Below are 24282 nucleotides of genomic sequence, written 5' to 3'. Positions count from 1 at the left end.
GCCACGGCCACGCCGACGGTCGTGGCGGTGGCCAGGGAGCGGAATGGGTTGGCCAGGACCGAGCCCCTGCGGTGCGTTTAGTGTGCCCGGCGCTGGCCCTCGCCAGCTCGACCCGCCCGGGCGCCATGCCGTCATCCCTTCCCCGCCAGACCAGCGTGCTCGTGGTGGGGGCGGGCCCCACCGGCCTGCTGCTGGCGGGGGAGCTGCAGCGCCGCGGCGTTCCCAACCTGCTGATCGACGCCCGGGCCGAGGCCCTGCACTGGGACCGGGCCACGGTGATCCACCCCCTGTCGCTGGAGATCTTCGAGGCGCTGGGGCTGGTGGACCGGTTTCTCGAAGCCGGCTGCCGGCAGCGCCGGATCCTCATCCACGCCGATGGCCGGCGGCTGGGGGACCTGGATCTGGCCACGTGCGGCAGCCGCTTCGGCTTCAACCTCGGCCTCTCCGAAGAGGTGACCGAAACGATCCTCACGGACCATCTCGAGAGCCAGGGCGGCACGGTGCACCGCTCCTGCCGGCTGGTGGCTCTGGCGCCCCACGGCGAGGGGGTGACCGCCACGGTGGCCTGCGGTGAGCAGGAGCACGCCGTGCAGGCCCGCTGGCTGGTGGGCTGCGACGGCCTGCGCAGCACCACCCGCGCCCTGAGCGGCCTCGACTTCGAAGGCCATGGCATCGCCCGCCCCTGGGCCGTGTTCGATGCGGTTGTGGAGGGCTGGGCCGAGAGCCACGAGGTCAACGCGGCGTATCTGGACGCCTCGCCCCTGATCCTCACGGCCCTGACCGACGAGCGCTGGCGGGTGTACCTGCGGCCCGCCGCCGAGGAGGGGGACCTGGTGGCCGAGGCCGCCGCCGTGCTGGGGCGTTATCTGCCGGAAGCCCGCTTCAGCGCCGTGGAGAACCCCAGCCGCTTCCACTGCCACAGCCGGGTGGCCAGCGCCTTCCGCGCCGGGCCCGTGTTCCTGGCCGGCGATGCCGCCCACGTGTGCTCCCCCGCCGAGGGGCACGGCATGAACTGCGGGCTGCACGATGCCGCCAACCTGGCCTGGAAGCTGGCCCTGGTGCACCAGGGGTCCGCCGACCCCGCCCTGCTGGACAGCTACGAGCAGGAGCGGCGTCCGGTGGCGCAGGAAATCTGCCGTTCCGGCGACGCCACCGAGCAGGCCCACGGGCTGCAGGACAGCGCTGAGCGCGCCGCCCGCGACCGGGCGATCGCCGCCATGCTCGCCAACCCGGTGGCCCGCCAGCAGGAGGTGGTGGCGGAAACCGAGATGAACGTCAGTTACGCCGGCTCGGCGATCATCGGCGCTGGCGAGGGCCAGCCCTTTGGAGCCGGACAGCGCCTGCCCACCACGATCGCGCTGCCGCCCGGAGCCGGCGCGCCCCTGCTGCACCAGCTCACCCACCGCAGCGGCCACACGCTGCTGCTGCTGGCCGGCCCCGAGTTGTCCCCCGAAGCACTCTCGAGCCTGCAGGCCGAGCTGGAGGCCGACCTGGCCGCCGGCACGGTGCCGCCGGCGCTGGTGGAGGCGGTGGTGGCCGTGCAGCTGGAGGAGGCGCCCAGGCTGGGCCTGGGGCCCCTCACATTGTTGGCGGTGCGGCCGGACGGCTTCATCGGCCTGCGGGCCGACGCCGATCACCGCAGCGCGGTGCGGCGGTATGGGGGGCTGGTGCTGGGGCGCTGAGGCGGGGACGGGCAAGCAAGCGCCTTCCCAGCCTGCATCGGGTGGCCAACCTCGACAGTCCCATGGGGGCTAAGGGCCCGGGCTGAGCACCAGAAAACCTGCCTCCGGGTGGGAGGAGAAAGCCTCGATGGCATCGATGTGATCAAGCAACAGCCCCGCCGTGGCTCCGTTGCCAGCGTTACCGATGGCCAGGCAGATGACCTTCGGAGGGAAACCGCGGCTCATGCTGAGCCGCAGAAAATCCTCGTCCTTGGTGACCAACAGGTCGCCGTCAAGGCGAGCCCGATCCCAGATCGCCAGATCGTCGGCCCCCCCCCAGCCCAAGAAGCCGCACATGCCTTGAACCTGGACGCTCACGCCGCCGTGCTCAGGCTGAGGAGTAGGCGTTCCCGATCCGCTGCATAGGCCAGGCAAGCCAGCACATCGTCATGGCTGAGCTGCGGGAAGTCCTCCAGCAGCTCAGCTTCACTCATGCCGCTGGCAAGAAAGCCGAGCACATCACCCACCGTGAGTCTGGTGCCGCGAACGCAGGGCTTGCCGAAGCGCACGGCTGGATTGATGGTGATCCGCCCTTGGAAGTCCATGGTTCAACGCTAAACCGGTCACGCCGCGTTCAGGCCCGAGCGCAGCCGCAAACGCACAACCGGCGTGATGGCCGCAACGTCGCCACTGATGGCGACAGCCTCGCCAGGATGGTGACCCCAGCGTCAGGGCCCTGCCCAGGCCGCGCCACACCCGAGAGACCCGTGCCGACAGCAGCGCCCACCACCGTGCTGACGAATACCTTCGCGGCGTTCGCCCAGCAGGCCGACTATTCGCTGCTGGATTCCCTGCGGCCGGATCCCCAGGCCACGGGTGATGGCCAGGATCACCGGCCCCGCCAGGTGTTCTCCGGCCATTACGTGCCGGTGACTCCCACGCCGCTTCCGGCGCCGGAGTTGGTGGCGCACAGCCCAACCCTCTTCCAGGAGCTGGGCCTGGGCGACGGGCTGGCCCACGACGACCACTTCCGCCGCCTGTTCTCCGGCGACATCACGGCGGCGCAGGAGCCGATGCGGCCGTATGGCTGGGCCACCGGTTATGCCCTCTCGATCTACGGCAGCGAATACATCCAGCAGTGCCCGTTCGGCACCGGCAACGGCTACGGCGATGGCCGGGCCATTTCGGTGTTCGAAGGCGTCTTTGGCGGCCGGCGCTGGGAGATGCAACTCAAGGGCGGCGGCCCGACGCCCTACTGCCGTGGCGCCGATGGCCGCGCCGTGCTGCGCTCCAGCGTGCGCGAGTTTCTGGCGCAGGAGCTGATGCAGGCCCTGGGGGTTCCCACCTCCCGCTCTCTGACGCTCTATGTGTCTGGATCGGAAACCGTGCGCCGGCCCTGGTATTCGGCGAACTCCCGCTCGTTCGACCCCGACGTCCTGGTGGACAACCCGGCGGCGATCAGCACCCGGGTGGCCCCGTCCTTTCTTCGGGTCGGCCAGCTGGAGCTGTTCGCCCGCCGCGTCCGCAGCGGTTCCCATCCGGAGGCGCACAACGAGCTGCGGATGATCGTTCAGCACCTGATCGAGCGCAATTACCGCCAGGAGATTGATCCGGCTCTGGACTTTGCTGACCAGGTGGTGGAGCTGGCGCGGTTGTTCCGCGGCCGGCTCACGTCTCTGGTGGCGAACTGGATGCGGGTGGGTTACTGCCAGGGCAATTTCAACAGCGACAATTGCGCGGCGGGGGGGTACACCCTCGACTACGGCCCCTTCGGCTTCTGCGAGCTGTTCGATCCCCGCTTCCAGCCCTGGACCGGCGGCGGCCAGCATTTTTCCTTCTTCAACCAACCGGTGGCGGCGGAAGCCAACTTCCAGATGTTCTGGGCCTCCCTCCGGCCCCTGCTCGAGGGGAACCCAGAGGCGCTGGCAAGGCTGGATGCGGTCCACGACGGCTTCGCGGAAGCGATGGGCCAGGAGCTCGACGCGATGTGGGCCAGCAAGCTCGGCCTGCTCCGCTACGACGCCGAACTGGTGCAGGACCTGCTGCAGTTGATGGTGAGCTCCAAGGTGGACTACACGATCTTCTTCCGCAGGCTTTCGGAGATCCCCGAGCAGGTTTCTGCCCTGCAGGAGAGCTTCTACCTGCCCTGCTCAGAGGAGCTCGATGGCCAATGGACGCAGTGGCTGCAGCGCTGGCGTGACCGCCTCGCGGAAGCCGGCGACATTCGCGAAAGGGCCGCCGCGATGCAACGCGTGAACCCGGCCATCACCTGGCGTGAGTGGCTGATCGCCCCCGCCTATGAACAGGCGGCGCAGGGCGATTACGGCCTGGTCAGGGAACTGCAGGAGGTGTTCCGCCATCCCTACGACGCGCTGCCTGCGGAGCTGGCGGCGACCTACGACCGCCTCAAGCCCAGGGAGTTCTTCAACGCCGGAGGGGTGTCGCACTACAGCTGTTCGTCCTGAATGGGCGCTCAGGGCAGCACCCGCTCCGCCAGCTGTTGCAGGCGACGATCCAGGCTGATCAAGGTGGCGGCTTCCCGCCGGGCCAGCGTCAGATAAAGGCAGTCGTAGACGGGGTGATCGTGATGGCAGGCCAGGGCAAGGGCCTCGGCCTGCAGGTCGCGGTCGGCTTCCACCCGATCCACGAGATCGCGGGCCTCGGCCAGCAGCTGCTGGGGATCGAGATCAGCCAGGTGACCAGCCCGCTGCAGTTTCCAGAGGGTGTTAGCCACCTCGGTGAGCATCAGCTCCGGGGCCAACACCACGGCCGCCTCGCGGATCTGCTCCGCCATGGCAGCAGCGGCGGGATCCCCAAGGATCAGCCGCACGGCAGCCGAGGCATCGAGAACGCAGGCGAGGGCCATCAGCGCTCGCGGTCGGCGCGGATCAGCGCCTCCGGCGTCTGATCTCCGGCCAGCGCGGTGACCAGGGGCCCGCGCCGGGCGATGCGATCGAGCACCAGTCGGCGACGCTCTCGCCCATCCTCGCCGGCGATGGCCTCGAGATCCACCAGCGCCTGCTGGCTGAGACTGCGCTTGTGCGCCTGGGCGCGGTGCTGCAGCAACCGGTGCAGTGGCTCAGGCAGGTCACGGATCTGCAGGGATGGCATGGCTGCGCCAGACGTGAAACCAGGTTACTCGCGGCGCATGCGCTTTGCATGCATCACTCGCCGCATCGGTGACGCTTCCGCAGGGTGATGAACAGCAGGTCGGTGGCGCTGCTCTGGTGCCCGAGCACGCCTTCGCGGTGGATCCAAGGGGCTCCTGATCCCCGCACGACCAGGCTGCTCGTCAGGACAGAGCGGTCTTCAGCTGAAGGATCAGCAGCGGCAATTCCACCTGGATCACATCCCACACCACATCAAGATCGACCCCCAGGTAGGCGTGGATGAGTTGATTGCGCATGGGATGCGAGTGGCGGCCTCGCCGATCAGCTCGATGTTGCGAAGAACGGCATTCTGCATCAGCTGGTTCGCCTCGAACTGCGCACGATTCAGATCAGCGCAGTAGCCCACGGCACGACGGGCAAACCGATCCATGTCCTGCGAATAGAGGCGCCAATCGCGTTTCGGATTGCAGTCAGAGGGTGATGGCATCCGCCTCCACCGCAGGCCTGAGCTCCTGCCGGAGTGCTTGTTCCGTCACCAGATCGACAGGTTGCTGGAGCAGATCTTCCAGGAACAGCTGGAGGCCATAGAAGCGTCTGGCTGTGGCTGGGCCGTCGAAGGCCACCAGCAGATCCACATCGCTGCTCGGTGTTGCCGTGCCGCGGGCCCAGGAGCCGAAGATCCGCAGGCTGCGCACGCCGAAACGCTCACTCCAGACGGGCGCGTGCTGGCGCAACCGGCTGATCAACGTTTCGGAACTGACGTCCATGGCCGGCAGTGAATGCTCAGGAGTGGCCTGGGATGACGCTAAACCGCCAACGCCAGCTCCGGCACGAACGCCGCCGGAATCGCTCTGTGCAACCGCCAGCGAATCGCCATCGGCCGCTCGCCCTCGTGGCTCACGTAGTCGGCAAAGCCCAGACACAGAAACGGCATCGTCACCCCGCCGCGCCTGTTCTCCTCCCGCACGAACAGCATCACCCTGCTGCCGCGCTCAACGTGGTGGATGTATCTCTGCCCGGTGGCGGACGCTTCCCGGGTGAGGCTCTGGCTCTCCCAGTGGAACTCCCACGGAGAGATGGCGTAGTCGTTGTAGCGGGTGGTGGGGGAGAACAGGCGCTCGGACTTCTTGAGGGTGATGAAGAAGACGTCGCACTGGGTGGCTTCGTCAAAGAACACCCCCTCCCGGCCGGGGAAGGGGCGAGCCTCGTTCAACAGCCCAAAGGCGGCGAACACCTCGGCGCGGGAGTAGCGGCCGTGGAGTTTGAGGGGAACGGGGGGCGGATCGGCGCGGTCCCAGTCGAGCGGGCTCACCAGGTGGTCGGTGCGCTCGAGTAGCAGCGCGAACAGCTCCACCAGCTCGGCGCGGATCGCGGGGGCGGCCCAGAGCCGCCCCAACGCCTCGGCCAGGGGCAGGTGCTGGCGGCCGCTGCCCCACAGCTGGGCCATCAGCATGCGCCAGCTGCGTTCCGTCTCCGGATTGAAGCCCGCTGGGTCCGGCGGCGCCGGGCGCTGCAGCTGATCCACCAGCCAGCGCAACCGCTCCGGGTCGTCCAGATGCAGCAGGCCGCCGGCGATCCCCCGCCCCAGCCGCTCCTCATCGCCGGTGGTCGCCCCCGCCGCCAACCAACCCAACTCCCGCTGCAACAACGCCCACGACCCCGCCACCTTGTAAAACTCCCCCAGCTCCATCCCCAGCCCCGCCTGCAACGCCGCCAGCGAGCAACGTCCGAGGCGGCGGGCTTCGGCGAGCAGTTGGGGCCGGCGCGTGGGCAGCGACTCGCGCAGATTGGCAAGCACCCGCTCGCTCGACACCCGATCGAGCTGCAGGCTGCAGCCGGCCGGCAGGAAGGGAAACCCGTCTTTGAGCTGCTGCTCCAGCTGGTCGCGGGTGCCGCCGAGCAGGGCGCGGTAGCGGAGATCGAAGCGGAAGCTCCGGTGCGCCTGGCCGATGAAATCCAGCACCGTGAGGCAGCTCTTGCCCCGGCACAAGCGCAAGCCCCGGCCGAGCTGCTGCAGGAACACGATCGCGCTCTCGGTGGGCCGCAGGAACAGCACCGTGTCGATCTCGGGGATGTCGAGGCCTTCGTTGAACAGATCCACCGCGAACAGGATTTGCAGCTCGCCGGAGCGCAGGCGGCGGATCTGCTCGGCGCGCTGCTCCCGGGGGCTGGAGGCATCCAGAGCGGCGGCGCGCAGGCCGGCGGCCACGAACTTGCGGGCCATCCAATGGGCGTGCTCCACGCTCACGCAGAAGCCCAGGGCCCGCATCGAATCCAGGTTGGTGACCTTGTCTGCCAGTTCGCGCAGGATCAGGCGCAGGCGGGCGTCGTCGGCGGTGTAGAGGTTGGAGAGGGCTTCTGGGGCGTAGCCGTTGCGGCGCCACTCGATCTGCGAGAGATCCGTGCCGTCGTGGAGGCCGAAGTAGTGGAAGGGGCAGAGCAGGCCCTGCTCCAAGGCGCTCCACAGACGCAGTTCGGCGGCGATGCGGCCGTCAAACCAATGCAGGATGTCCTCGCCGCCGGTGCGCTCGGGGGTGGCGGTGAGGCCCAGCAGCACGGACGGCCTCAGGTGGGCCAGCCAGCGCTCGTAGCTGGCGGAGGCGGCGCGGTGGAACTCATCGACGATCACCACGGCGAACGTGTCCGGCGCCAGGTCAGCCGGATCCAGCCCAGCGAGCGACTGCACCGAGGCGAACACATGGCGCCACTGGCTGGGGCGCTGGCCATCCACCAGCAGCTCGCCGAAGGAGCCATCGCGGAGCACCTGGCGGAAGGTGGCGAGGCTCTGCTGCAGGATCTCGCGCCGGTGAGCCACGAACAGCAGGCTCGGGTGACCAGGACCGCACTGGCGGGCGTAATCGAGGGCGGCGATGACGGTTTTGCCCGTGCCGGTGGCGGCCACCACCAGGTTGCGCCAGCGGCCATGGAGGCTGCGCTCGGCCAACAGCTTGTCGAGGATCTCCTGCTGGTAGGCGTAGGGCCGGATGTCTTGATGCGAGGCCGGTCTTGACTTGGCTGCAGAAACCAGGGGACTCCCGACGCAAGCCCTGATCACCCCTTCCACCAGCTGAGCCAGCCAAAACGGCTCAAAATCGGCAATCCTGGAGTCAGCCGCTCGAATCCCGATGCCCCTCCGCTCGGCCAGCGAATTCCCGATCACGCCCGATCCAGAGGCTCTTGAGGGCACCTATCAGGACTGTCGGGCGGCCCTGGTGTCGGCCAACCGCTCCCGGGGCGTGCTCAAGGCCCAGAGCTACCGGCGGGGGGTGGTGATCACCGAGCTGCAGCGGGAGCTGGTGGAGCTGGAGGCGGATCTGGCCGATGAGGCCCGGGCCAAGGCGCGGCTCCATGCCCTCAACGCCAAGCTCGGCACCGTGATCCGCGAACTAGAGGAAACGGGCGATGCGATGGTGGGCCTGATCGATGAGAGCGAGCGCCAAAGCGGCTTCTGGCTCGTGGAGATGTTCCGCCGGTTGGTTCAGCAGGCGACGCGCTGGCGATCGGTGAAGGCCAAGGCAGCTGAACTGGCGAGCGAAGCGCCGGAGGCCGGGACTCCCTCCAGCCAGCTCGGCGGAAAGCCATGAGCGCGGGCCCGTCGATCGCTGATTTGCTGGAGCAGACCAATCGGGAACTGGCGGGCACTGATGCCCGGGTGTACCGCCGGGTGGCGGACCATTTGCAGCGCTCCAGCGCTGCCCTCCAGGACCTCCAGGATCCCCAGCCTGCAGGCATCCAGGACCCGAAAGCCTTGCTGGGCAAAGGGAGTTTCCTGCAGCAGCCGGCGGCCAGCCTCAAGCGGCTGTGCAAGCAGCACGGCATCAAGGGGTACTCCAAGTTGCCAAAATCCGCTCTGGCCCAACTGCTGGAACGCCATGGCGTGACCCCACCGCCGCCGCCGCTGGAGAGTTTCACCAAGAAGGAGCTGATTGCGCTGGTGCGGCAGCTGCTGGGGGAGGGGTAGGCGGTCGCCCAGCACGTGCCTGCATACCCCCAAACCGCCCCCACAGCAGGCAGACTCCCCCCAGCGACGCCAAACCTGATCCCTCGATGCCCGATCAGGAGCAACTGGACGACTTCCTCGAAGGCGTGGAACCAACGGGCAGCCAGCCGTCCCATCAAACTGGACCTCCGCGGGGTCATGAATGGGCAGGGGGCCTTCCACAAAGACGCGAAGCCAAAACTCGTGGCCTCCCAGATCGGCATGAGAGGCTCGACCTGCAAGGCCAGAACTTCCAGCCGAGGCATCCCTAACCAAGGAGTGGTCACATCGGACCACAAGCACCTAGTGCATGGGGGCCTCCTCATCGGCTCTCCCACCGGCAGCGTTCACTGACGCTGCTACTCGATCTCCGCAAGAACGGCCCCATCCATCCACCCCATGGCGATCAAGAAGTCCGACCTCTACTCCTCGCTCTGGGCCTCCTGCGATGAGCTGCGCGGCGGCATGGATGCCAGCCAGTACAAGGACTATGTGCTGTTTATGCTGTTCATTAAATATATTTCCGATAAATATGGAAACTCCGAAGACTTTGCGCCGCCCGTTGTGATTCCAGAGGGCGCCGGTTTTCAGGACATGGTGGCGCTCAAGGGCAACAGCGATATCGGCAATCTGATCAACATTCAGGTGATCCAGCCGCTGATTGATGCCAACTCTCGCCTGGGCCGCAGCGACTTCCCCGACTTCAACGATTCCAACAAACTTGGCGACGGTGCCGCCAAGGTGGAGCGCATTGGCAATCTGATTGCCATTTTTGAGAGCCCAGCCCTCGATTTCTCTAAGAACCGCGCCGAGAACGACGACATCCTTGGCGATGCGTACGAGTATCTAATGCGCCACTTCGCCAGCCAGAGTGGCAAGAGCAAGGGGCAGTTCTATACACCATCAGAAGTAAGCCGCATCATCGCCAAGGTGATCGGCATCTCTCCCGACAATTCGATCGCCGCCACCACCGCTTACGACCCTACGTGCGGCTCTGGTTCGCTGCTGCTGAAAGTGGCTGCCGAAGCAGGAAAACACATCACGCTGGAGGGCCAGGAAAAGGACGTGACAACCGCGGGTCTGGCGCGCATGAACATGATCCTGCACGACTTCCCGACGGCGACAATCATGTCCGGCGGAGAGGGAACGCTGGTGAAGCCCAGGTTCCTCGATGGTGAGCAACTGCGCACCTACAACTACGTCGTCGCTAATCCCCCATTCTCCGACAAAACCTGGTCCACAGGCCTGGCTCTTGGAGAAGGAGGTAGCGGGGACCGTTACCAGCGTTTTAGCTGGGGCGTGCCGCCCCCAAAGCAGGGCGACTATGCCTACCTGCTGCACATCATCCGTTCGCTGAAAAGCACGGGCAAAGGCGCCTGCATCCTTCCCCATGGGGTTCTGTTCCGGGGCAACGCCGAGGCGGTGATCCGCCAGCAGCTGGTGCGCTCCGGCCTGTTGAAGACGATCATCGGACTGCCCGCCAACCTCTTCTACGGCACCGGCATTCCCGCCTGCATCCTGGTGCTCGACAAGGAGAACGCCACCGCCCGCAATGGCATCTTCATGATTGATGCCAGCAAGGGCTTCAAGAAGGACGGCCCCAAGAACCGCCTGCGCGAGCAGGACATCCACCGCATCGTGGACACCTTCAGCCGGCTCGACGAGAGCGACCCGCGCTATGCCCGCCTGGTGCCGGTGGAGGAGATCGCCGATCCCAAGAACGACTACAACCTCAACCTGCCGCGCTACATCGACAGCAGCGACCCCGAAGACCTCCAGGACATTGACGGCCACCTCCGCGGTGGCATCCCCGAGCGCGACCTTGATGCCCTGGGCAATTACTGGACTGTGATGCCAGGCCTGCGCGCAGCTCTGTTCCAGCCTTCTAACCGCCCTGGCTACGCCGATCTGAAGCTGCTGATCACCGAACTGAAGGCCACCATCTTCAGCCACCCCGAGTTCACTGCCTTCACCACCGAAGCCCAGCAGCTCTTTGCGGATTGGCGAGCAGCCACCGTTCCGCTGCTCAAGGCCCTGGAACTTGGCGGCCATCCCAAGCCTCTGATCGAAGCCATCGCCGAGGATTTGCTCGCCGCCTTCAAGGACGCGCCGTTGCTGGATGCCTACGACGTCTACCAGCACCTGATGGACTATTGGGCCGCCACCCTGCAGGACGACGCCTATCTGATCGCCGAGGCGGGCTGGATCGCCGGCACCCTGCCCAGGGAGATCCGCCAGGTGAAGAACAAGGAGGGCAAGCTGATCTGGCTCGAGAAGGAAGACTTCAGGCAGGGCAAGCGCCGCTTCAAATCGGATCTGGTGCCGGCGGAGCTGCTAATTGCGCGCTTCTTCAAGGCCGAGCAAGACACCATTTCGGATCTGGATGGCCTGCTGGCTTCGCTGCAGCAGGAGCTCGATGAAGCCCTGGAGGAGAACAGCGGCGAAGAGGGGCTGCTGGCGGAGGTGATCGAAGGCGAGGGCGACAAGCAGAAGATCACCGCCAAAGCGGTGAAAGCCCGCCTCAAGGTGATTGGCCGCGACGCGGACTACGCCGAGGAACGCCAGGCGCTTTTCGACTACGCCGATTTTCTCACCCAGCAGTCCGAAGCCAAGGCCCTGCTCAAGGCCGCCCAGGACGACCTCGACGCCAAGCTGTTGGCCAAGTACCCCACCCTCAGCGAAGACGAGATCAAGACCCTCGTGGTGGACGATAAATGGCTGGCCAGCATTGCTGCCGCCGTGCAAGGCGAGCTGGACCGCGTCTCCCAAACCCTCACGGGGCGTATCCGCCAGCTCGCGGAACGCTATGAAACGCCGCTGCCAAAGCTTATTGATGACGTGTATCGGCTCGCTGCCCGCGTTGAGGAGCACCTCAAAGCGATGGGGGCGGTATGGAACTGAAACCCGGTTACAAGCAGACCGAAGTGGGTGTCATCCCTGAGGAGTGGGAAACCAAGTCTCTTGGCTCAGTTCTCAGCAAAGGACGGCTGGGCGGCAATTATGCGAACCAAGACAAGGAGGCTGAACTGCCGCTGATGAAGATGGGGAATCTTGCCCGTGGATACATCGACCTGTCAAAAATCCAGTTCATCACGCCCGGCGTGAGACCAGAACCTCCCCACAGGCTTGCTTATGGCGACGTGTTGTTCAACACGCGCAACACTCTCGACCTTGTCGGGAAGGTTGCAATTTGGCGTGATGAACTTCCAGTCGCCTACTACAACTCGAACCTCATGCGGCTGGAGTTCGACCCAGAGCAGATTTGCTCAAATGAGTATGCGAACTACGCTTTAAACACCGAAGGCGCTGTTTCCCGCCTCCGTGCGCTCGCCACTGGAACGACAAGTGTGGCCGCGATCTACACGCGGGACTTGATGAAGTTGCAGGTCCTCGTTCCCCGCCTCCCCGAACAACGCGCCATCGCTAGTGCGTTGAGCGATGTGGATGGGCTGCTGGGCGGGCTGGACCGGCTCGTAGCCAAGAAGCGTGACCTCATACAGGCCGCCATGCAGCAACTGCTCACCGGCCAAACCCGCCTCCCCGGCTTCCACGGCGATTGGGAGGTGAGGCGGCTTGGGGAGCTTGGTTCGACCTATGGAGGTTTGACTGGCAAAGTCAAAGCCGACTTCGGCGAAGGTTCGGCTCGCTACATTACTTTCATGAACGTCATGACGAGCGTCGTCATTGATTGCGGAACATTCGAGCAAGTTCAGGTCTCTCCATCTGAGTCTCAGAACCGAGTGTTAAAGGGGGACTTGTTCTTCAACGGCTCGTCAGAGACACCTGAAGAAGTAGCAATGTGCTCCGTGTTACTCGATGAAGTTCATGACGTTTATTTAAATAGTTTCTGCTTCGGCTTTAGATTTAGTGCAAGGGCTGAGGCTGATGGATTGTTTTTTTCTTACTACCTCAGAAGCAATGTCGGGCGGGATTTTGTGAAATCGCTGGCTCAAGGATCGACGCGCTACAACTTATCCAAGTCTGCACTTGTCAGGTCAACTCTTCAATTGCCTTCGCTCCTAGAGCAGACCGCCATCGCCGAGGTACTCACTGTGATGGACGACGAGCTCGCTGCATTGGTGCAGCGCCGCGACAAGACCCGTGACCTCAAGCAGGCCATGATGCAGGAGCTGCTTACGGGCCGCACGCGACTGGTATGAACCCGGAACTCCTCAGCTGGCTACAACAACAGGTGCCTTGGCTCCAGGTGGCTGCCGAGCGGCTATTGCGCCATGGATCGCTTTCGGATACCGATATTGCTGATCTGGTGGGGCTGATCAAAGCATCAGCGACAGACGAAGCGCTTCCTGAGCCAGCAATCCCACTTGCCGCCAATCCGGCACCACCAGCTGAGTTGAGGCTCCTCGCCCTTGGCCCTGTCGAAGGGATTGACGCCCTCAACCCGCGCACTCCGCTTGGCTTTGGTACCGGCAATCTGAGCGTGGTGTATGGCCACAACGGAGCGGGGAAGACCGGATACAGCCGAATTATTGCCAAGGCATCGGGCAAACCTCAAGCTGCAGACTTGCGTTCCAGTGTTTTTGCGGCAGCTCCTGCGCGCCAGGCCTGCCATATTCATTACTCGATTGCTGGTGATCCAAGAGTCGTTGAGTGGATACCGCAAGATCCATTGCCAGACTTGGCCTCCATCGACATCTTTGATTCAAGTTGTGGCCGGATCTATCTCGAGTCCGAAACGGAAGCCTCGTTTGTTCCGCCAGAACTTGCCCTCCTGGCGGACTTGGTGGTCGCATGCGGCCGAATTGACACACTACTCGCCGCTGAAGAACGGGCTTTGGTGAGTCGCCTTCCCATCATCCCTCCAGAGCATCAGGGCACACCTTCCGCATCGAGCTATGGGTCTCTTCGGCACGATTGGACAGAAGAGCAGCTCGCTTCGCTGACCTTGTGGACTGATCAAGATGCAACAGAGTTGGACCAGTTGACCGCAACACTTTCTGTAACTGATCCTGCATCTGCAGCACAGCGCCGCCAAGGGGTGAAGCAGCAACTCGATTTACTTGCCACCACGCTTGTCCAGGCACTGGATCAAGTGACGGGAGCTGGTCTCGAAGGTACACGGGCTCTAATTCGTGGAGCTGTTGAGAAACGCCGTATTGCCACAGAGGCCGCCAATGCTCTCCAGTCTGCATCCGATGTCAATGGAGTTGGTAGCGATACCTGGAGAGCACTTTGGACGGCTGCCCGCGAGTTTTCGATTGCCGAGGCGTATCCGGATGGTGAGTTTCCTTTCCTTGAAGAGGGTGCGCGTTGCGTGCTCTGCCATCAAGAGTTGGATGCTCCAGCAAGAGAGCGCCTATCCAGTTTTGATAGATACGTTACTGGTCGTATTGAAACAGAAGCTGCAGATGCAGAAGCTGCATTGGTGATGCACATTGCAGACATCAAAACTAGGCCAACAAGTGAAATCCTGCAAACTGCAGTGCAAGCGGCGGAGCTAACTGAGGATCAAGCAACACTTCTTGATTCTGTTTGGGTGGAGCTGGAGACATTCCTCGAGCCGCTACGGAATGGGATTGATCTGCAAACTGACGCTCAGCCAAGCGCAGGAGTTGGGGAACTTCTTGGCTTACTACGTCAACTCGCATCTGATGCTGAGGCAGCGGCGATATCGTTGCTGGAATCGTCGGATCCTGCAGCACGGCAGGCCGCACAGACTCGAAGCAAGGAACTGCTTGCCAAGCGCTGGGTTTCAGAGCAGGTGGCAGCCATCAGAGAAGAATTGGCCCGCTTGAATCGGATCCAGGAGTATCAAACCTGGAGACGTCAAACCATCACAACGGGGATTTCTAGAAAGGCTAGTGAGCTTTCCCAGGCGCTCGTTACCGATGCATATGTCCAGCGTTTCAATCATGAGTTACGGCTGCTTGGTGCGAGCAATCTGAAAGTGGAGTTGGCCAGAACTAGGGCTGAGCGTGGCAGGGTAAAGCATAGAATCCGCTTGAGAAATGCTGTTGTAGAAGGTGCTCTCATTTCCGATATTCTCAGCGAGGGTGAGCGCCGAATTGTCTCGTTGGCTGCCTTCCTGGCCGATGTTGCAGGTAGGCCTTTCTCCAGTCCCTTCATCTTTGATGATCCAATCTCATCTCTTGATCAGGGCTGGGAGGAGCGTGTTATCGATCGCTTGATCGCAATTAGTGAGGCGCGTCAAGTGATTGTATTCACCCATCGGCTCAGTTTTCTTGGAATCATTTCAGACAAGGCCGTAAATCTACATGATGTCTTTATTCGCCGAGAGTTCTGGGGAACAGGTGAGCCTGGAGAGGTGCCACTCTTTGGGAAACGGCCTGAAAGGGCATTGAATCATCTCAAAAACGATAGGCTTGCAAGGGCTCGCGCATCGCTAGGCACAGAAGGTGTTGAGGCCTATTATCCGCTGGCCAAGGCTATATGCAGTGATTTCCGAATCTTGACCGAACGCATCGTCGAGTTAGTTTTCCTTGCCGATGTAGTACAACGGCATCGACGTGCTGTCAATACTCAGGGCAAGATCCATCAGCTAGCCAAGATCCGAGTCGAGGACTGTGACCTAGTCGATGCATTAATGACCAAGTATTCTTGCTATGAGCACAGTCAATCTTCTGAGGCGCCTGTGGAGCTGCCCTCTCCTGAAGAACTTGCTTCTGATATCGATAACTTATTGGATTGGCATGCCGAATTCACGAGGCGTTCGGTCTAAGGTTCGGTCTATATGCTTTGTTTCACTTGAGAACCCTAAAGACACTCCATTTTCCTTCTCGGTTTTCTCGGCGGAGATTGATAGAGAGCCGCCGCTCGTGGTGCAGCACTGTGAATAGTCACGTGCTCTCAGGCTGGCCCTGATGCAGGAGCTTCTCAAGCGCAGTACGCTACTGGCCTAATTGCTGTCCTTCGCCGCTAAACTGCCCATGGCGAGCCTTTGCAATGTCCGACCAAGAACGCAACCTTCAAGAGCTCGAACGCCAGTTCCCCCAAGCGTCCGGTGAGGCCTTCGCCTCTGCCCGTGCCCAGGTGCTGGCCTCCGGGCAAAGCGTGCTGCAAAGCGAAGGCGGATTCGTCGTGAGGGTCTCCCCCAACGGCCGGAAGCAGCGGATCAAGCAGCTGGAACCGCCCACCCCATTCACCCCCGGCACCACCTTCATCATTCGGTGATCGCAGAACCACCAAGGCTGCGTTTGTTCGCAGGTCCCAACGGCTCGGGCAAAAGTGTTCTGAAATAGGTGCTTCCTGCGCCACTTCTAGGGGTGTACCTCAACCCCGATGATATCGAAGCGGGTATCCGGCAATGCGGGTATCTCGATCTGGCCGCTTTCGGTGTCGACACCACGGCGGATGCCCTTCTGCCAGCGTTCACGGCTTCGCCGTTGTTGAGATCCGCAGACCTGGAGGAACCGGCAACCCAGTTGAGGTTCTCCGATCGACGATTGGATTTTGCAGGCGTGGAGGTCAATGCCTATTTCGCTTCTGTGGCGGTGGATGTTCTGCGGCGGCATTTACTGGAGCGCTGGGTCAGCTTCACGTTTGAAAGCGTCATGTCCCATCCCGGCAAGGTGGAGCTGCTGGCACAGGTGCAATAGCTCGGCTATCGCACCTATCTCTACTACGTGGCCACGGATGATCCGGAGATCAATGTTTCGCGGGTCCGCAATCGCGTTGGACTGGGCGGACACCCCGTGCCGGAAGACAAGATCATCAGCCGCTACCACCGATCGCTGGAACTGCTGCTCGAGGCGATCAATCACAGTAGCCGGGCCTACATCTTCGACAACTCAACCGACAGCTCCAATCCTCGGCTAGCTTGGCTGGCATAAGTGACGGACGGCCAGTTGCTGGAGTTGAAAACAGACCGGATTCCAGCCTGGTTCCAGCGGGCCGTGATCCAGAAAATTGCCTGATCCTTCCCGCTGTCGTGCCTGAATCCCCACGCCCCGAACGCAGGACGCAAAATCGCGTCATCGCCCTGTTCACGGACAGGGATCGATCAGACAGCCTCGGCTATGACTTCCTGGGCGATTGGAGCAAACGGGAAAACAACCGCTGCATCGAGGCCCACCTGCTGCGCTCGAACCTGCTTGAGCGGGGCTACAGCGAAGCCCACGTCACAGCGGCGCTTCAGAAGCTTATGGCCGCTGCCGATGCCACCGGCAACACGCTCTATCAAGCCAACATGCGCACCTACCAGCTGCTGCGCTATGGGGCTTCGGTGCAGATTACCGCAGGAGCGCCCAACGATCAGGTTCATCTGGTGGATTGGCAGCACCCGGAGGCCAACCATTTCGCCCTTGCCGAAGAAGTGACCCTCCGCGGTGGCCATGAGCGTCGACCTGACCTGGTGATCTACCTCAACGGCATCGCTGTGGGCGTGATTGAGCTCAAGCGCAGCTCGGTGGAGATCGGTGACAGCGTGCGCCAGCTGATCAGCAACCAAGACGAGATCTTCAATCAGGCGTTCTTCACCACCGTTCAGCTTCTTTTCGCGGGCAGTGATTCCCAAGGGCTGCGCTATGGCACTGTAACCACCCGCGAGGAGTTCTTCGTGCAGTGGAAGGCAACTTGCCCTAGCCAGCCTATTGGCGCACTTACCCCCGGTGCGCTTTTGGATCGGCCGCTCGCTGAAATGTGCTTTAAGGCTCGTCTGCTTGATCTGATTCGCAACTTCATCCTCTTCGACAATGGCATCAAGAAGGTGCCTCGTCCGCATCAGTTTGCGGGCGTGAAAGCTGCCCAAGAACGCATCCGCAGCCGTCAAGGTGGTGTGATCTGGCACACCCAGGGCAGCGGCAAGAGCATTCTGATGGTGCTGCTTGCCAAATGGCTGCTGGAGAACGATTCCGAAGCCCGCATCCTCGTGGTCACAGATCGCGACGAGCTCGACAAGCAGATCGAAGGGGTGATGAAGAACGCCGGGGTGATCGGCGAGAGCTCACCTTCGCCCCGTGTCACTCGGCGGGACGAGTTGGTGGCCAAACTCGGCGCCACCACTCCCCGAGTGCTCTGTGCCTTGCTGCATAAGTTCGATCCAGCCGACCTCAAGGGTCCGCCTCCACCGGTCCGTGGCCGTTTCTATGTGTTCGTGGATGAATGCCATCGTAGCCAGGGTGGCGACATGAACAGGCAGATGAAGCGATGGATGGCGGATTCCCTGTTTATTGGCTTCACCGGCACGCCACTGCTCAAGAGGGATGCGGCTCGGCTGCGCACGCAGGACCTTTTCGGTACCTACATCCACACCTACAAGTTCCATGAGGCCGTAGCCGACAAGGTGGTGCTCGACCTGCGGTATGAACCCCGAGACGTGCCCCAACGTCTCACGTCACCGCAGGATATCGAAGCTTTTTTTGAGCAGAAAACACAATCGCTGAACAACTTCCAGAAGGCCATCATCCGCAAGCGTTGGGCCACCATGGAGGAGCTGATGAGCGCCGAAGAGCGCAAGGCACGAATCGCCGCGAGCATCATCCATGATTTCGACACCAAGCCTCGCCTCAACAACGACCGGGGCACCGCCATCCTCGTGGCCGCGAGCATCTACGACGCTTGCCACTACTTCCGCATCTTTCAAGCCAAGCCATTTGGCGAGTATTGCGGTGTGATCACGTCTTTTGAGCCGAACCATAACGCCATCTCCCGCGAGCCGGCCAACAGCGATGAACGCTATAAATTCGATACCTATACCAAGCATATTCTCAAGCACAGCCAATCCACTAAGGCCTACGAAGATGTGGTAAAACGCCGCTTCATCGAAGAGCCAGCCAATCTCAAGCTGCTGATTGTAGTGAGCAAGTTGCTCACGGGATTTGATGCTCCGAGCTGCACCTACGTTTATCTGGACAACGAGCTGCATGATCATAACCTCTTTCAGGCAATCTGTCGCACCAACCGCCTCGACGGCGATGACAAGGTCTATGGCCACATCGTGGATTTTAAGAAGCTCTATGCTGACGTTCAGGAAGCCATTTCGGTCTACAGCTCCGATGAACTCGATATCGATGAGGGCAGCGGGGGCACCAACAACGTCGAGCTGAAAAACTGGCTCACGGAAGGTAGGAAGCAGCTCGATGCCGCCCGAGAGGCGCTCCTCTATCTCTGCGAGCCTGTGCCTTTGCCCCGGGAGATTGAGCACTACCTGTACTACTTCTGCGGCGATGGGGACGATCCACTGGCTCTGCTGGCAACGGAGCCCCTGCGCATCTCGTTTTATAAGTCTGTGGCCAGTTTCGTACGTGCTTTTGCTGACATCGCCCAAGATCTCATCGAAGCCGGCTACACACAGGACCAAGCCATTGCCTTGCAGCAGGAGGTGGCCTTTTATGGGGAAATCCGAGCTGCCATGAAAAAGCACTCAGGCGAAGAGCTGGACATCAAGCCTTTTGAGGCTGATATGCGGCGATTGCTCAACACCTATGTTCAGGCCGATCCTGCGGTGAGCTTGGGGAACCTCGGCTCACTCTCACTCACAGAGCTGATCATCGAGACCGGCATCCACGATGCGATCGCCCGTAAGCTCAATGCCAAAGGCAAGCTATCAAGCAACGCTATCGCTGAAGGCATCATCAACAATGTTCGGCAAACGATCATCCGCGACCAGCTCACCGATCCGCGCTTCTACGCCGAGATGTCGCAACTGCTTGAGGATCTTATCCAACAGAACCGTGCCGACACCTTGGCCTACGACGCCTTTTTGGTTCAGGCGGAGGATCTTGTAAAGCGATTGGCCAACAGGGATCGAGTTGCCGGTGTGCCCGCCAGCCTCCACGGCAACAGGGAGGCCATCGTGATCTACAACAACCTGCTAGATCTTCTTGGTGGAATTGAATCTCAGCAAGCTGAGGAGCGTACACAACAGCAAGAGGAACGCGCTGAACTTGCTCTTCGTATCGATCAAGCCATGCGTGAGCATGCACCTGCGGGCTGGAAGGGCGATGACACACGGGAGAAGCAGGTGCTGAATGCCCTATTTCCGATCCTTGCAAGGGATCGGAAAGCCACGTTGGCAGTTTTCGAAATCATCAAGAACCAACCTGGCTACGGATGAACGAAACGATTCAGATAGGTGATCTTGGTGTTCTGGTCACCAGAAAGGCCATCAAGAACGTCCATCTCTCCGTTCATCCGCCCGATGGGCGGGTCACCCTGGCTGCTCCGAGTGCCACGCGGCTGGATGTTGCACGCGCGTATGCCATCTCCCGGCTTGCTTGGATTCGCCAGCAGCAGGAGAAACTCCGCACACAGGCCAGAGAGACACCACGCCAATTCATCGAGCGTGAGAGCCATGTTCTTTGGGGGCGGCGGCATCTGTTATCGGTTGCCTATCGCGATGCCAAGCCTTGTGTTTCGCTAGACCATAAGCGCATTCTGCTCACAGTGCGCCCAGGTAGCGATGCGGTCAAGCGAGCCGAAGTTCTTCATGAATGGCATAAGGGGTTGCTTCATGATGTTGTGCCTCCTCTGATCCGGAAGTGGGAGATAAGGTTGAACGTGTCAGTTGCAAATTATTTTCTGCAGCGTATGAAGACCAAATGGGGGAGTTGTAATCATGGCGCTGGCCACATTCGTCTTAATACTGAATTGGTGAAGAAGCCGAAAGATTTGCTGGAGTATGTTGTCGTCCATGAATTGGCCCATTTGCTTGAGCCAACGCATAACGAACGTTTCATTGCCATCCTTCAGGATCACTATCCCACTTGGCGCGAAGCGCGGGCGGAGCTGAACGAGCTGCCGTTGGGTGCAGAGGTGTGGAAGGAGTGAATGGGTTTCCGGCGGCGCGTGTGGGAGAAATTGGGTTTGATACGCCGGTGGCACTGGCATAGGCGTCCGCTCCACCTCCTTGGCTACCCGCGCCGTCTATTCCTTCTTTGGCTTTCCCAGCACCCCGCAGTGCCATCTTTACCTCCACCACGACGGCTACCCAACTGGTGCAGCCTGGCGCTTTGCCGAGGCCTCGCGTGAAAGCATCGAGCCCGCCTCATTTCTTGTCGCCTTCCTGAGCACACAGCCCAGTGCGGAGCCAATCCAGAGCCCCGAGCAGACGGCAGATGCCGAGTACCGCTACCTGGTGCAGCTCGTCTCCGACGCAGCCCTCCACCTACAGATTCAGGGCTGGCGACGGATCCCCGGCGGGGACAGCTGGAATCCCCGCTGCGGGCCCATGCCGATGGCGGTGTTCATCCAGCGCTTCCTGCCTGGTGATCCTGTGTAGCTCAGCGCCTCAGTGCTTCCCGATGGGCCCTGAGAAACTGCTCCTGGTCGCGGCTGAATGGCCGGATCAGGTTGGCGCCATCGATCCCCCAACAGCGCAACGCATCGCGTGCCGCCCCGTTCTCACAGATCAGCTCTCCGCCGGCATCAAAGCTGATCCAGTGGCGGTCGAACAGTTTGTCTACATGGGGGGAGAGCAGCAGGCCGTTGGCACCGCTCAGCCGCTCGCGGTTGTTGCAGTCGCGCCAGGGCTTGATGTGGCTCGCCACCAGGAACTGTTGCCGCTCCAGCCCCGTGACCCGGCAGGCCGGCTCCAGCTCCGCCACCCGATGCCGAAACAGGCCCTGCCCCAGCCGCGCCTTGGTGAGCGCATCGCGCTCGGTGCTGCTCGGCACCTCCCGCAGCCGCTGCATGTCATCGAGCAGGGCAGCGGTGTAGTCGCCCTCTTCCGCCAGCACCACCAGGTGCACCCGCACCGCTGCATCGGCGTGTTCTTCGATCAGCTTCAGCAGCAACAGCCCCAAGGTTTCGCTCAGCCCTGCCAGGTACACCCCCTGGTTGCCCCGGCCCGTGCTGGTGCTAATCGGGCTATGGCGTTCGGGCAGCAGCGGTTGCAGCAGCTCAAAGAACGTCTGCGGCACCAGGGCCTGGCGCAGCGGCTGCCAGTTCACCCGCACCAGCCAGCCCTCCTGGCTCCAGTTCTCCCCCGCTGAGCCGAACTCCGGCGGCTTGGGTGCCGTGACCGCCGCCGTTTCCACCAGGCCCAGCTGGCTGATCCGCCCATTGGCATAGCTGAACACCACATCCCCCCGCTGGCAGCGGCTGAGGTTGTCGTAGCTCACATTGCGGGCGCCGTTGGCATTGGCCTTCGGCGACCAGATGTAGCCGCCGTCGGTCTCCTGCCGGTAGGTCTGTTTGTGGTTGACCCACCAGTAGGAGGGCACGGATCCGGCCAGTAGTTGCCTCGTTGTAGCTGAGGTGGGGCTGGCTGTCTTCAGTAGGCCTGTCTCGACGGGATCACCCCTCGCACTCCACCCCTCGGCTGCTCACAGTCCCCCCCTCGCCGTGGGATCAGATGCCATTGCGCATGAAACACCGTCTGCCCCGCCGCCTCGCCTGAGTTCAGCCCCCCTCTTGCGTCGAGCGAACCAGCCCAGCCGCTGATCGTGGCGTCCTGGGCACTGAGCTGCTCCCGCCGCAGCTTCAGCAGCTCCACCACGGCGCTCCACTCCGGCTGGTGCAGCTCCAGCCCGTCGGCCCCATGACGACGCGGGATCACCAGGCTGTGCCCCTCGTTCTCCAGCAGCACCCGGCCGCTGCTCTCCATCGCGCAGAACACACAGCCTGCTTCGCGGTGCTTATAGCTGGTTTGCACACTGCGGAAGTCGGTGCGCCTGTCAAGCGACATCCGGAATTGGTCCTCCGGCGACACGAAATCTGGCCCACCCTGTGGGGCTTGAACCCCGGCTTGTTGACGCCGTAGCCGGCGCCGGTAGGTCTTGCTCATCAGTCGTTGGGTATGTGGATGGGGGTTGATCGGGAGGAACGGGATGCTTATGGGCCCCCTCCGTCCCCAGTGGAGGGGACGGTGCTCACCGCACTGCTGCTCTTGATCAGACCGGAGCGGCGCTTCTCGCGCAGGCGGTAGCTGTCGCCCCGAACGGTGAGCACATGGCTGTGGTGCAACAGCCGATCGAGGATCGCGGTGGCAACGACCTGATCGCCAAACACCTCGCCCCATTCCATGACGGGGCGGTTGGAGGTGATCAGGACGCTGCCGCGCTCGTAGCGGCGGGAAATCAGTTGGAAGAACAGGTGTGCCGCATCGGGCTCCAGCGGCAGGTAGCCCAGCTCGTCAATGATCAGCAGCTTGCTCTTGCCGTACTGGCTCAGCCGGCTCTCCAGCGCCGTCTGGTTGTGGGCCCGGGCCAGGGTGGAGATCAGCTCCATCGCCGAGACGTACTGAACGGTGTAGCCCTTGCTCACCGCCTCTCGGCCCAGAGCGACCGCCAGGTGGGTCTTGCCTACTCCAGGCGGACCGAGCAGCAGCAGGGTGTCGCCGTTCGCCACCCAGCGACAGGTGGCAAGTTCCCGGATCTGGCCCGGATCGAGAGAGGGCTGGGCCTCGTACTCGAACCCTTCCAGGGTCCGCACGAACGGGAACTTGGCGATGCTCATCGCCATCGCGATGCGCCGCTGGTCCTTGCGGGCGATCTCCGCCGCACACAGCCAGGTCAACGCCTCACGCAGGTTCAGCTCCTTGCGGGCCGCTTCCTCAAGCAGGTTGTCGAGCTGATCCCTAATCGCAGTCAGTCGCAGGCGGCTGAGCATGTCGTCGAGATCCTCGATGGGGACAGGCGGCATCGTGGCCATCGGCTGCAGGCGACGATTTGGTTGACCAGTTTTGGCGAGGCTCATGCCGCCACCTCCTCGCCCACCTCGGCGGCATAGACCGCCAGTGAGCGGGCCAGTTCTGAGCTGCGCATCACGCCGGTCCGCCGCCGCGTTCCGCTCCCACAGGGCGGGGACGCGGCTGAGGCGGACCCAACGCAGCTGGCGCCATCGGCTGAGGGCAGTGACCGTTCGGCCAAGTCCTGCTGCGGCGCTGGCACCAGGCCATCCCAGTGCCCCCGCAGCACGGAGCGATGGCGCCGATTGGCCACCACGCGCTCATGTCGAGCGACGACACGGCCGCCATAGCGGATCAGCACTTGCTGATCCCGCAGCAGAACACTCACCCGCTGCTTGAGCAGTGCCCAGGGCACGCTGTACCAGTTGCCCTCCACCTCGACGCAGGCGTCGTTGTGGACCACCCGCACCAGCTCCCGCTCCGCCAGGAACGACGGCTTATGGGGCAACGGCTGCAGGGCAGTTGCCTCCTCCCGCTGGAAACGCACCACCGGCTGTTCACCGGTCGTTCCGTGGATGCGAACATCGGCCACCTCCCGGCTCCAGTGCTCCAGGTGCGCTTCCAGCGCCTGCCAGCTGGCGAACTCCCGGCCGGCCACCGCATTCGTCTTGACGTAGCCGACGCCGCGCTCGTCCTTCCCCTTGGTCCTGGCCCGATAGGGCCGACAGGCTTTGGGAAGGAATCCCCAGTAGCGGGCAAAGGCATCGAGCCGTTCGTTGAACACCAGCACCTGGCGAGACGGATCGTGCTCCTTGACCAGGGCACGGGCGTTGTCGAACAACACCTCGGCCGGCACGCCCCGCCAGTGGCGGAAGGCCTCCTCCATGGTGAGTAACCAGTTGGCCTGGCGCTCATGCCGGTAGGCCCGCACCACCAGCCGCCGCGAGTAGCCCAGGGTCAGCACGCACAGGTGCACCTTGACCC

Annotated in this window: 23 protein-coding genes and 1 pseudogene; 13 read left to right on the top strand and 11 right to left on the bottom strand. The window is 62.6% G+C overall.

All coding sequences use genetic code 11. The annotated features are described in order from the left end of the window. The coding region (locus tag VB734_RS03600) for an FAD-dependent monooxygenase (protein ID WP_323242948.1) at positions 1-1682 on the top strand (1682 nt) is incomplete at its 5' end. Between the two features lie 69 nt (positions 1683-1751). On the opposite strand, the gene VB734_RS03595 is transcribed toward VB734_RS03600, so the two are convergent. Continuing rightward, on the bottom strand, positions 1752-2018 hold the full coding sequence (locus tag VB734_RS03595) for a DUF5615 family PIN-like protein (protein ID WP_323242947.1): 267 nt from the start codon (positions 2016-2018) through the stop codon (positions 1752-1754). A gap of 17 nt (positions 2019-2035) precedes the next feature. Beyond that, complete coding sequence (locus tag VB734_RS03590) at positions 2036-2266, bottom strand: DUF433 domain-containing protein (protein ID WP_323242946.1); 231 nt, start codon at positions 2264-2266, stop codon at positions 2036-2038. A 108-nt stretch (positions 2267-2374) separates the two neighbouring features. Between VB734_RS03590 and VB734_RS03585 the strand changes: the two genes are divergently transcribed. Next, complete coding sequence (locus tag VB734_RS03585; protein ID WP_323242945.1) at positions 2375-4126, top strand: protein adenylyltransferase SelO; 1752 nt, start codon at positions 2375-2377, stop codon at positions 4124-4126. Between the two features lie 8 nt (positions 4127-4134). On the opposite strand, the gene VB734_RS03580 is transcribed toward VB734_RS03585, so the two are convergent. From VB734_RS03580 to VB734_RS03560, 5 genes and pseudogenes are all read right to left on the bottom strand, one after another. Further along, on the bottom strand, positions 4135-4527 hold the full coding sequence (locus tag VB734_RS03580) for a type II toxin-antitoxin system VapC family toxin (RefSeq protein ID WP_323242944.1): 393 nt from the start codon (positions 4525-4527) through the stop codon (positions 4135-4137). Next, a complete protein-coding gene (locus VB734_RS03575; protein WP_323242943.1) occupies positions 4527-4772 on the bottom strand; it encodes a FitA-like ribbon-helix-helix domain-containing protein in 246 nt (81 codons plus the stop codon). Before VB734_RS03575 ends, VB734_RS03580 begins: the two co-directional genes overlap by 1 nt. 181 nt (positions 4773-4953) lie before the next feature. Beyond that, a pseudogene (locus tag VB734_RS03570) lies at positions 4954-5201 on the bottom strand (DUF86 domain-containing protein). 40 nt (positions 5202-5241) lie between these two features. Continuing rightward, positions 5242-5538 carry a nucleotidyltransferase family protein gene (locus VB734_RS03565; protein WP_106221736.1) on the bottom strand — a complete coding sequence of 99 codons (297 nt, stop codon included), beginning with the start codon at positions 5536-5538 and terminating at the stop codon, positions 5242-5244. A gap of 38 nt (positions 5539-5576) precedes the next feature. Beyond that, positions 5577-7826 (bottom strand): DUF3427 domain-containing protein, encoded by a 2250-nt coding sequence (locus VB734_RS03560; protein WP_323242942.1) that lies wholly within the window; start codon positions 7824-7826, stop codon positions 5577-5579. 70 nt (positions 7827-7896) lie between these two features. Between VB734_RS03560 and VB734_RS03555 the strand changes: the two genes are divergently transcribed. The 11 genes from VB734_RS03555 to VB734_RS03505 all read left to right on the top strand — a co-directional run bounded on the left by VB734_RS03555 (position 7897) and on the right by VB734_RS03505 (position 20949). Beyond that, complete coding sequence (locus tag VB734_RS03555) at positions 7897-8355, top strand: hypothetical protein (protein WP_323242941.1); 459 nt, start codon at positions 7897-7899, stop codon at positions 8353-8355. After that, a complete protein-coding gene (locus VB734_RS03550; protein ID WP_323242940.1) occupies positions 8352-8732 on the top strand; it encodes a hypothetical protein in 381 nt (126 codons plus the stop codon). Before VB734_RS03555 ends, VB734_RS03550 begins: the two co-directional genes overlap by 4 nt. Before the next feature lie 417 nt (positions 8733-9149). After that, positions 9150-11651 (top strand): N-6 DNA methylase, encoded by a 2502-nt coding sequence (locus VB734_RS03545; protein ID WP_323242939.1) that lies wholly within the window; start codon positions 9150-9152, stop codon positions 11649-11651. Then, a complete protein-coding gene (locus tag VB734_RS03540; RefSeq protein ID WP_323242938.1) occupies positions 11642-12910 on the top strand; it encodes a restriction endonuclease subunit S in 1269 nt (422 codons plus the stop codon). Before VB734_RS03545 ends, VB734_RS03540 begins: the two co-directional genes overlap by 10 nt. Further along, complete coding sequence (locus tag VB734_RS03535) at positions 12907-15450, top strand: AAA family ATPase (RefSeq protein ID WP_323242937.1); 2544 nt, start codon at positions 12907-12909, stop codon at positions 15448-15450. The genes VB734_RS03540 and VB734_RS03535 overlap by 4 nt, the downstream gene beginning before the upstream one ends. Before the next feature lie 224 nt (positions 15451-15674). Further along, positions 15675-15902 (top strand): hypothetical protein, encoded by a 228-nt coding sequence (locus VB734_RS03530; RefSeq protein WP_323242936.1) that lies wholly within the window; start codon positions 15675-15677, stop codon positions 15900-15902. 92 nt (positions 15903-15994) lie between these two features. Continuing rightward, entirely contained in the window at positions 15995-16327 is a 333-nt protein-coding gene (locus VB734_RS03525) for a hypothetical protein (protein WP_323242935.1), read from the top strand. A gap of 27 nt (positions 16328-16354) precedes the next feature. Next, a complete protein-coding gene (locus VB734_RS03520) occupies positions 16355-16561 on the top strand; it encodes a hypothetical protein (RefSeq protein WP_323242934.1) in 207 nt (68 codons plus the stop codon). A gap of 98 nt (positions 16562-16659) precedes the next feature. After that, complete coding sequence (locus tag VB734_RS03515; protein ID WP_323242933.1) at positions 16660-19785, top strand: type I restriction endonuclease subunit R; 3126 nt, start codon at positions 16660-16662, stop codon at positions 19783-19785. Further along, entirely contained in the window at positions 19782-20498 is a 717-nt protein-coding gene (locus VB734_RS03510; protein WP_323242932.1) for a SprT family zinc-dependent metalloprotease, read from the top strand. Before VB734_RS03515 ends, VB734_RS03510 begins: the two co-directional genes overlap by 4 nt. Positions 20499-20577: 79 nt before the next feature. Further along, on the top strand, positions 20578-20949 hold the full coding sequence (locus tag VB734_RS03505; RefSeq protein WP_323242931.1) for a hypothetical protein: 372 nt from the start codon (positions 20578-20580) through the stop codon (positions 20947-20949). Position 20950: 1 nt separating this feature from the next. Here the strand turns inward: VB734_RS03505 and VB734_RS03500 are convergent, their stop codons facing one another. The 4 genes from VB734_RS03500 to istA form a co-directional block, all read right to left on the bottom strand. Beyond that, positions 20951-21892, bottom strand: coding sequence for an HNH endonuclease (locus VB734_RS03500; protein WP_323242930.1), 942 nt, complete (start codon positions 21890-21892; stop codon positions 20951-20953). A gap of 50 nt (positions 21893-21942) precedes the next feature. Further along, positions 21943-22356, bottom strand: a complete 414-nt coding sequence (locus VB734_RS03495) for an HIT family protein (RefSeq protein ID WP_323242929.1) — start codon at positions 22354-22356, stop codon at positions 21943-21945. Positions 22357-22502: 146 nt separating this feature from the next. Next, complete coding sequence (istB, locus tag VB734_RS03490) at positions 22503-23312, bottom strand: IS21-like element helper ATPase IstB (protein ID WP_323242928.1); 810 nt, start codon at positions 23310-23312, stop codon at positions 22503-22505. A gap of 50 nt (positions 23313-23362) precedes the next feature. Continuing rightward, the coding region (gene istA, locus VB734_RS03485) for an IS21 family transposase (RefSeq protein ID WP_323242927.1) at positions 23363-24282 on the bottom strand (920 nt) is incomplete at its 5' end.

This window comes from Synechococcus sp. BA-124 BA4 (assembly GCF_034931165.1).
Note: the sequence above shows the minus strand (reverse complement) of the source record. Positions and strands in the feature narration are given on the sequence as shown.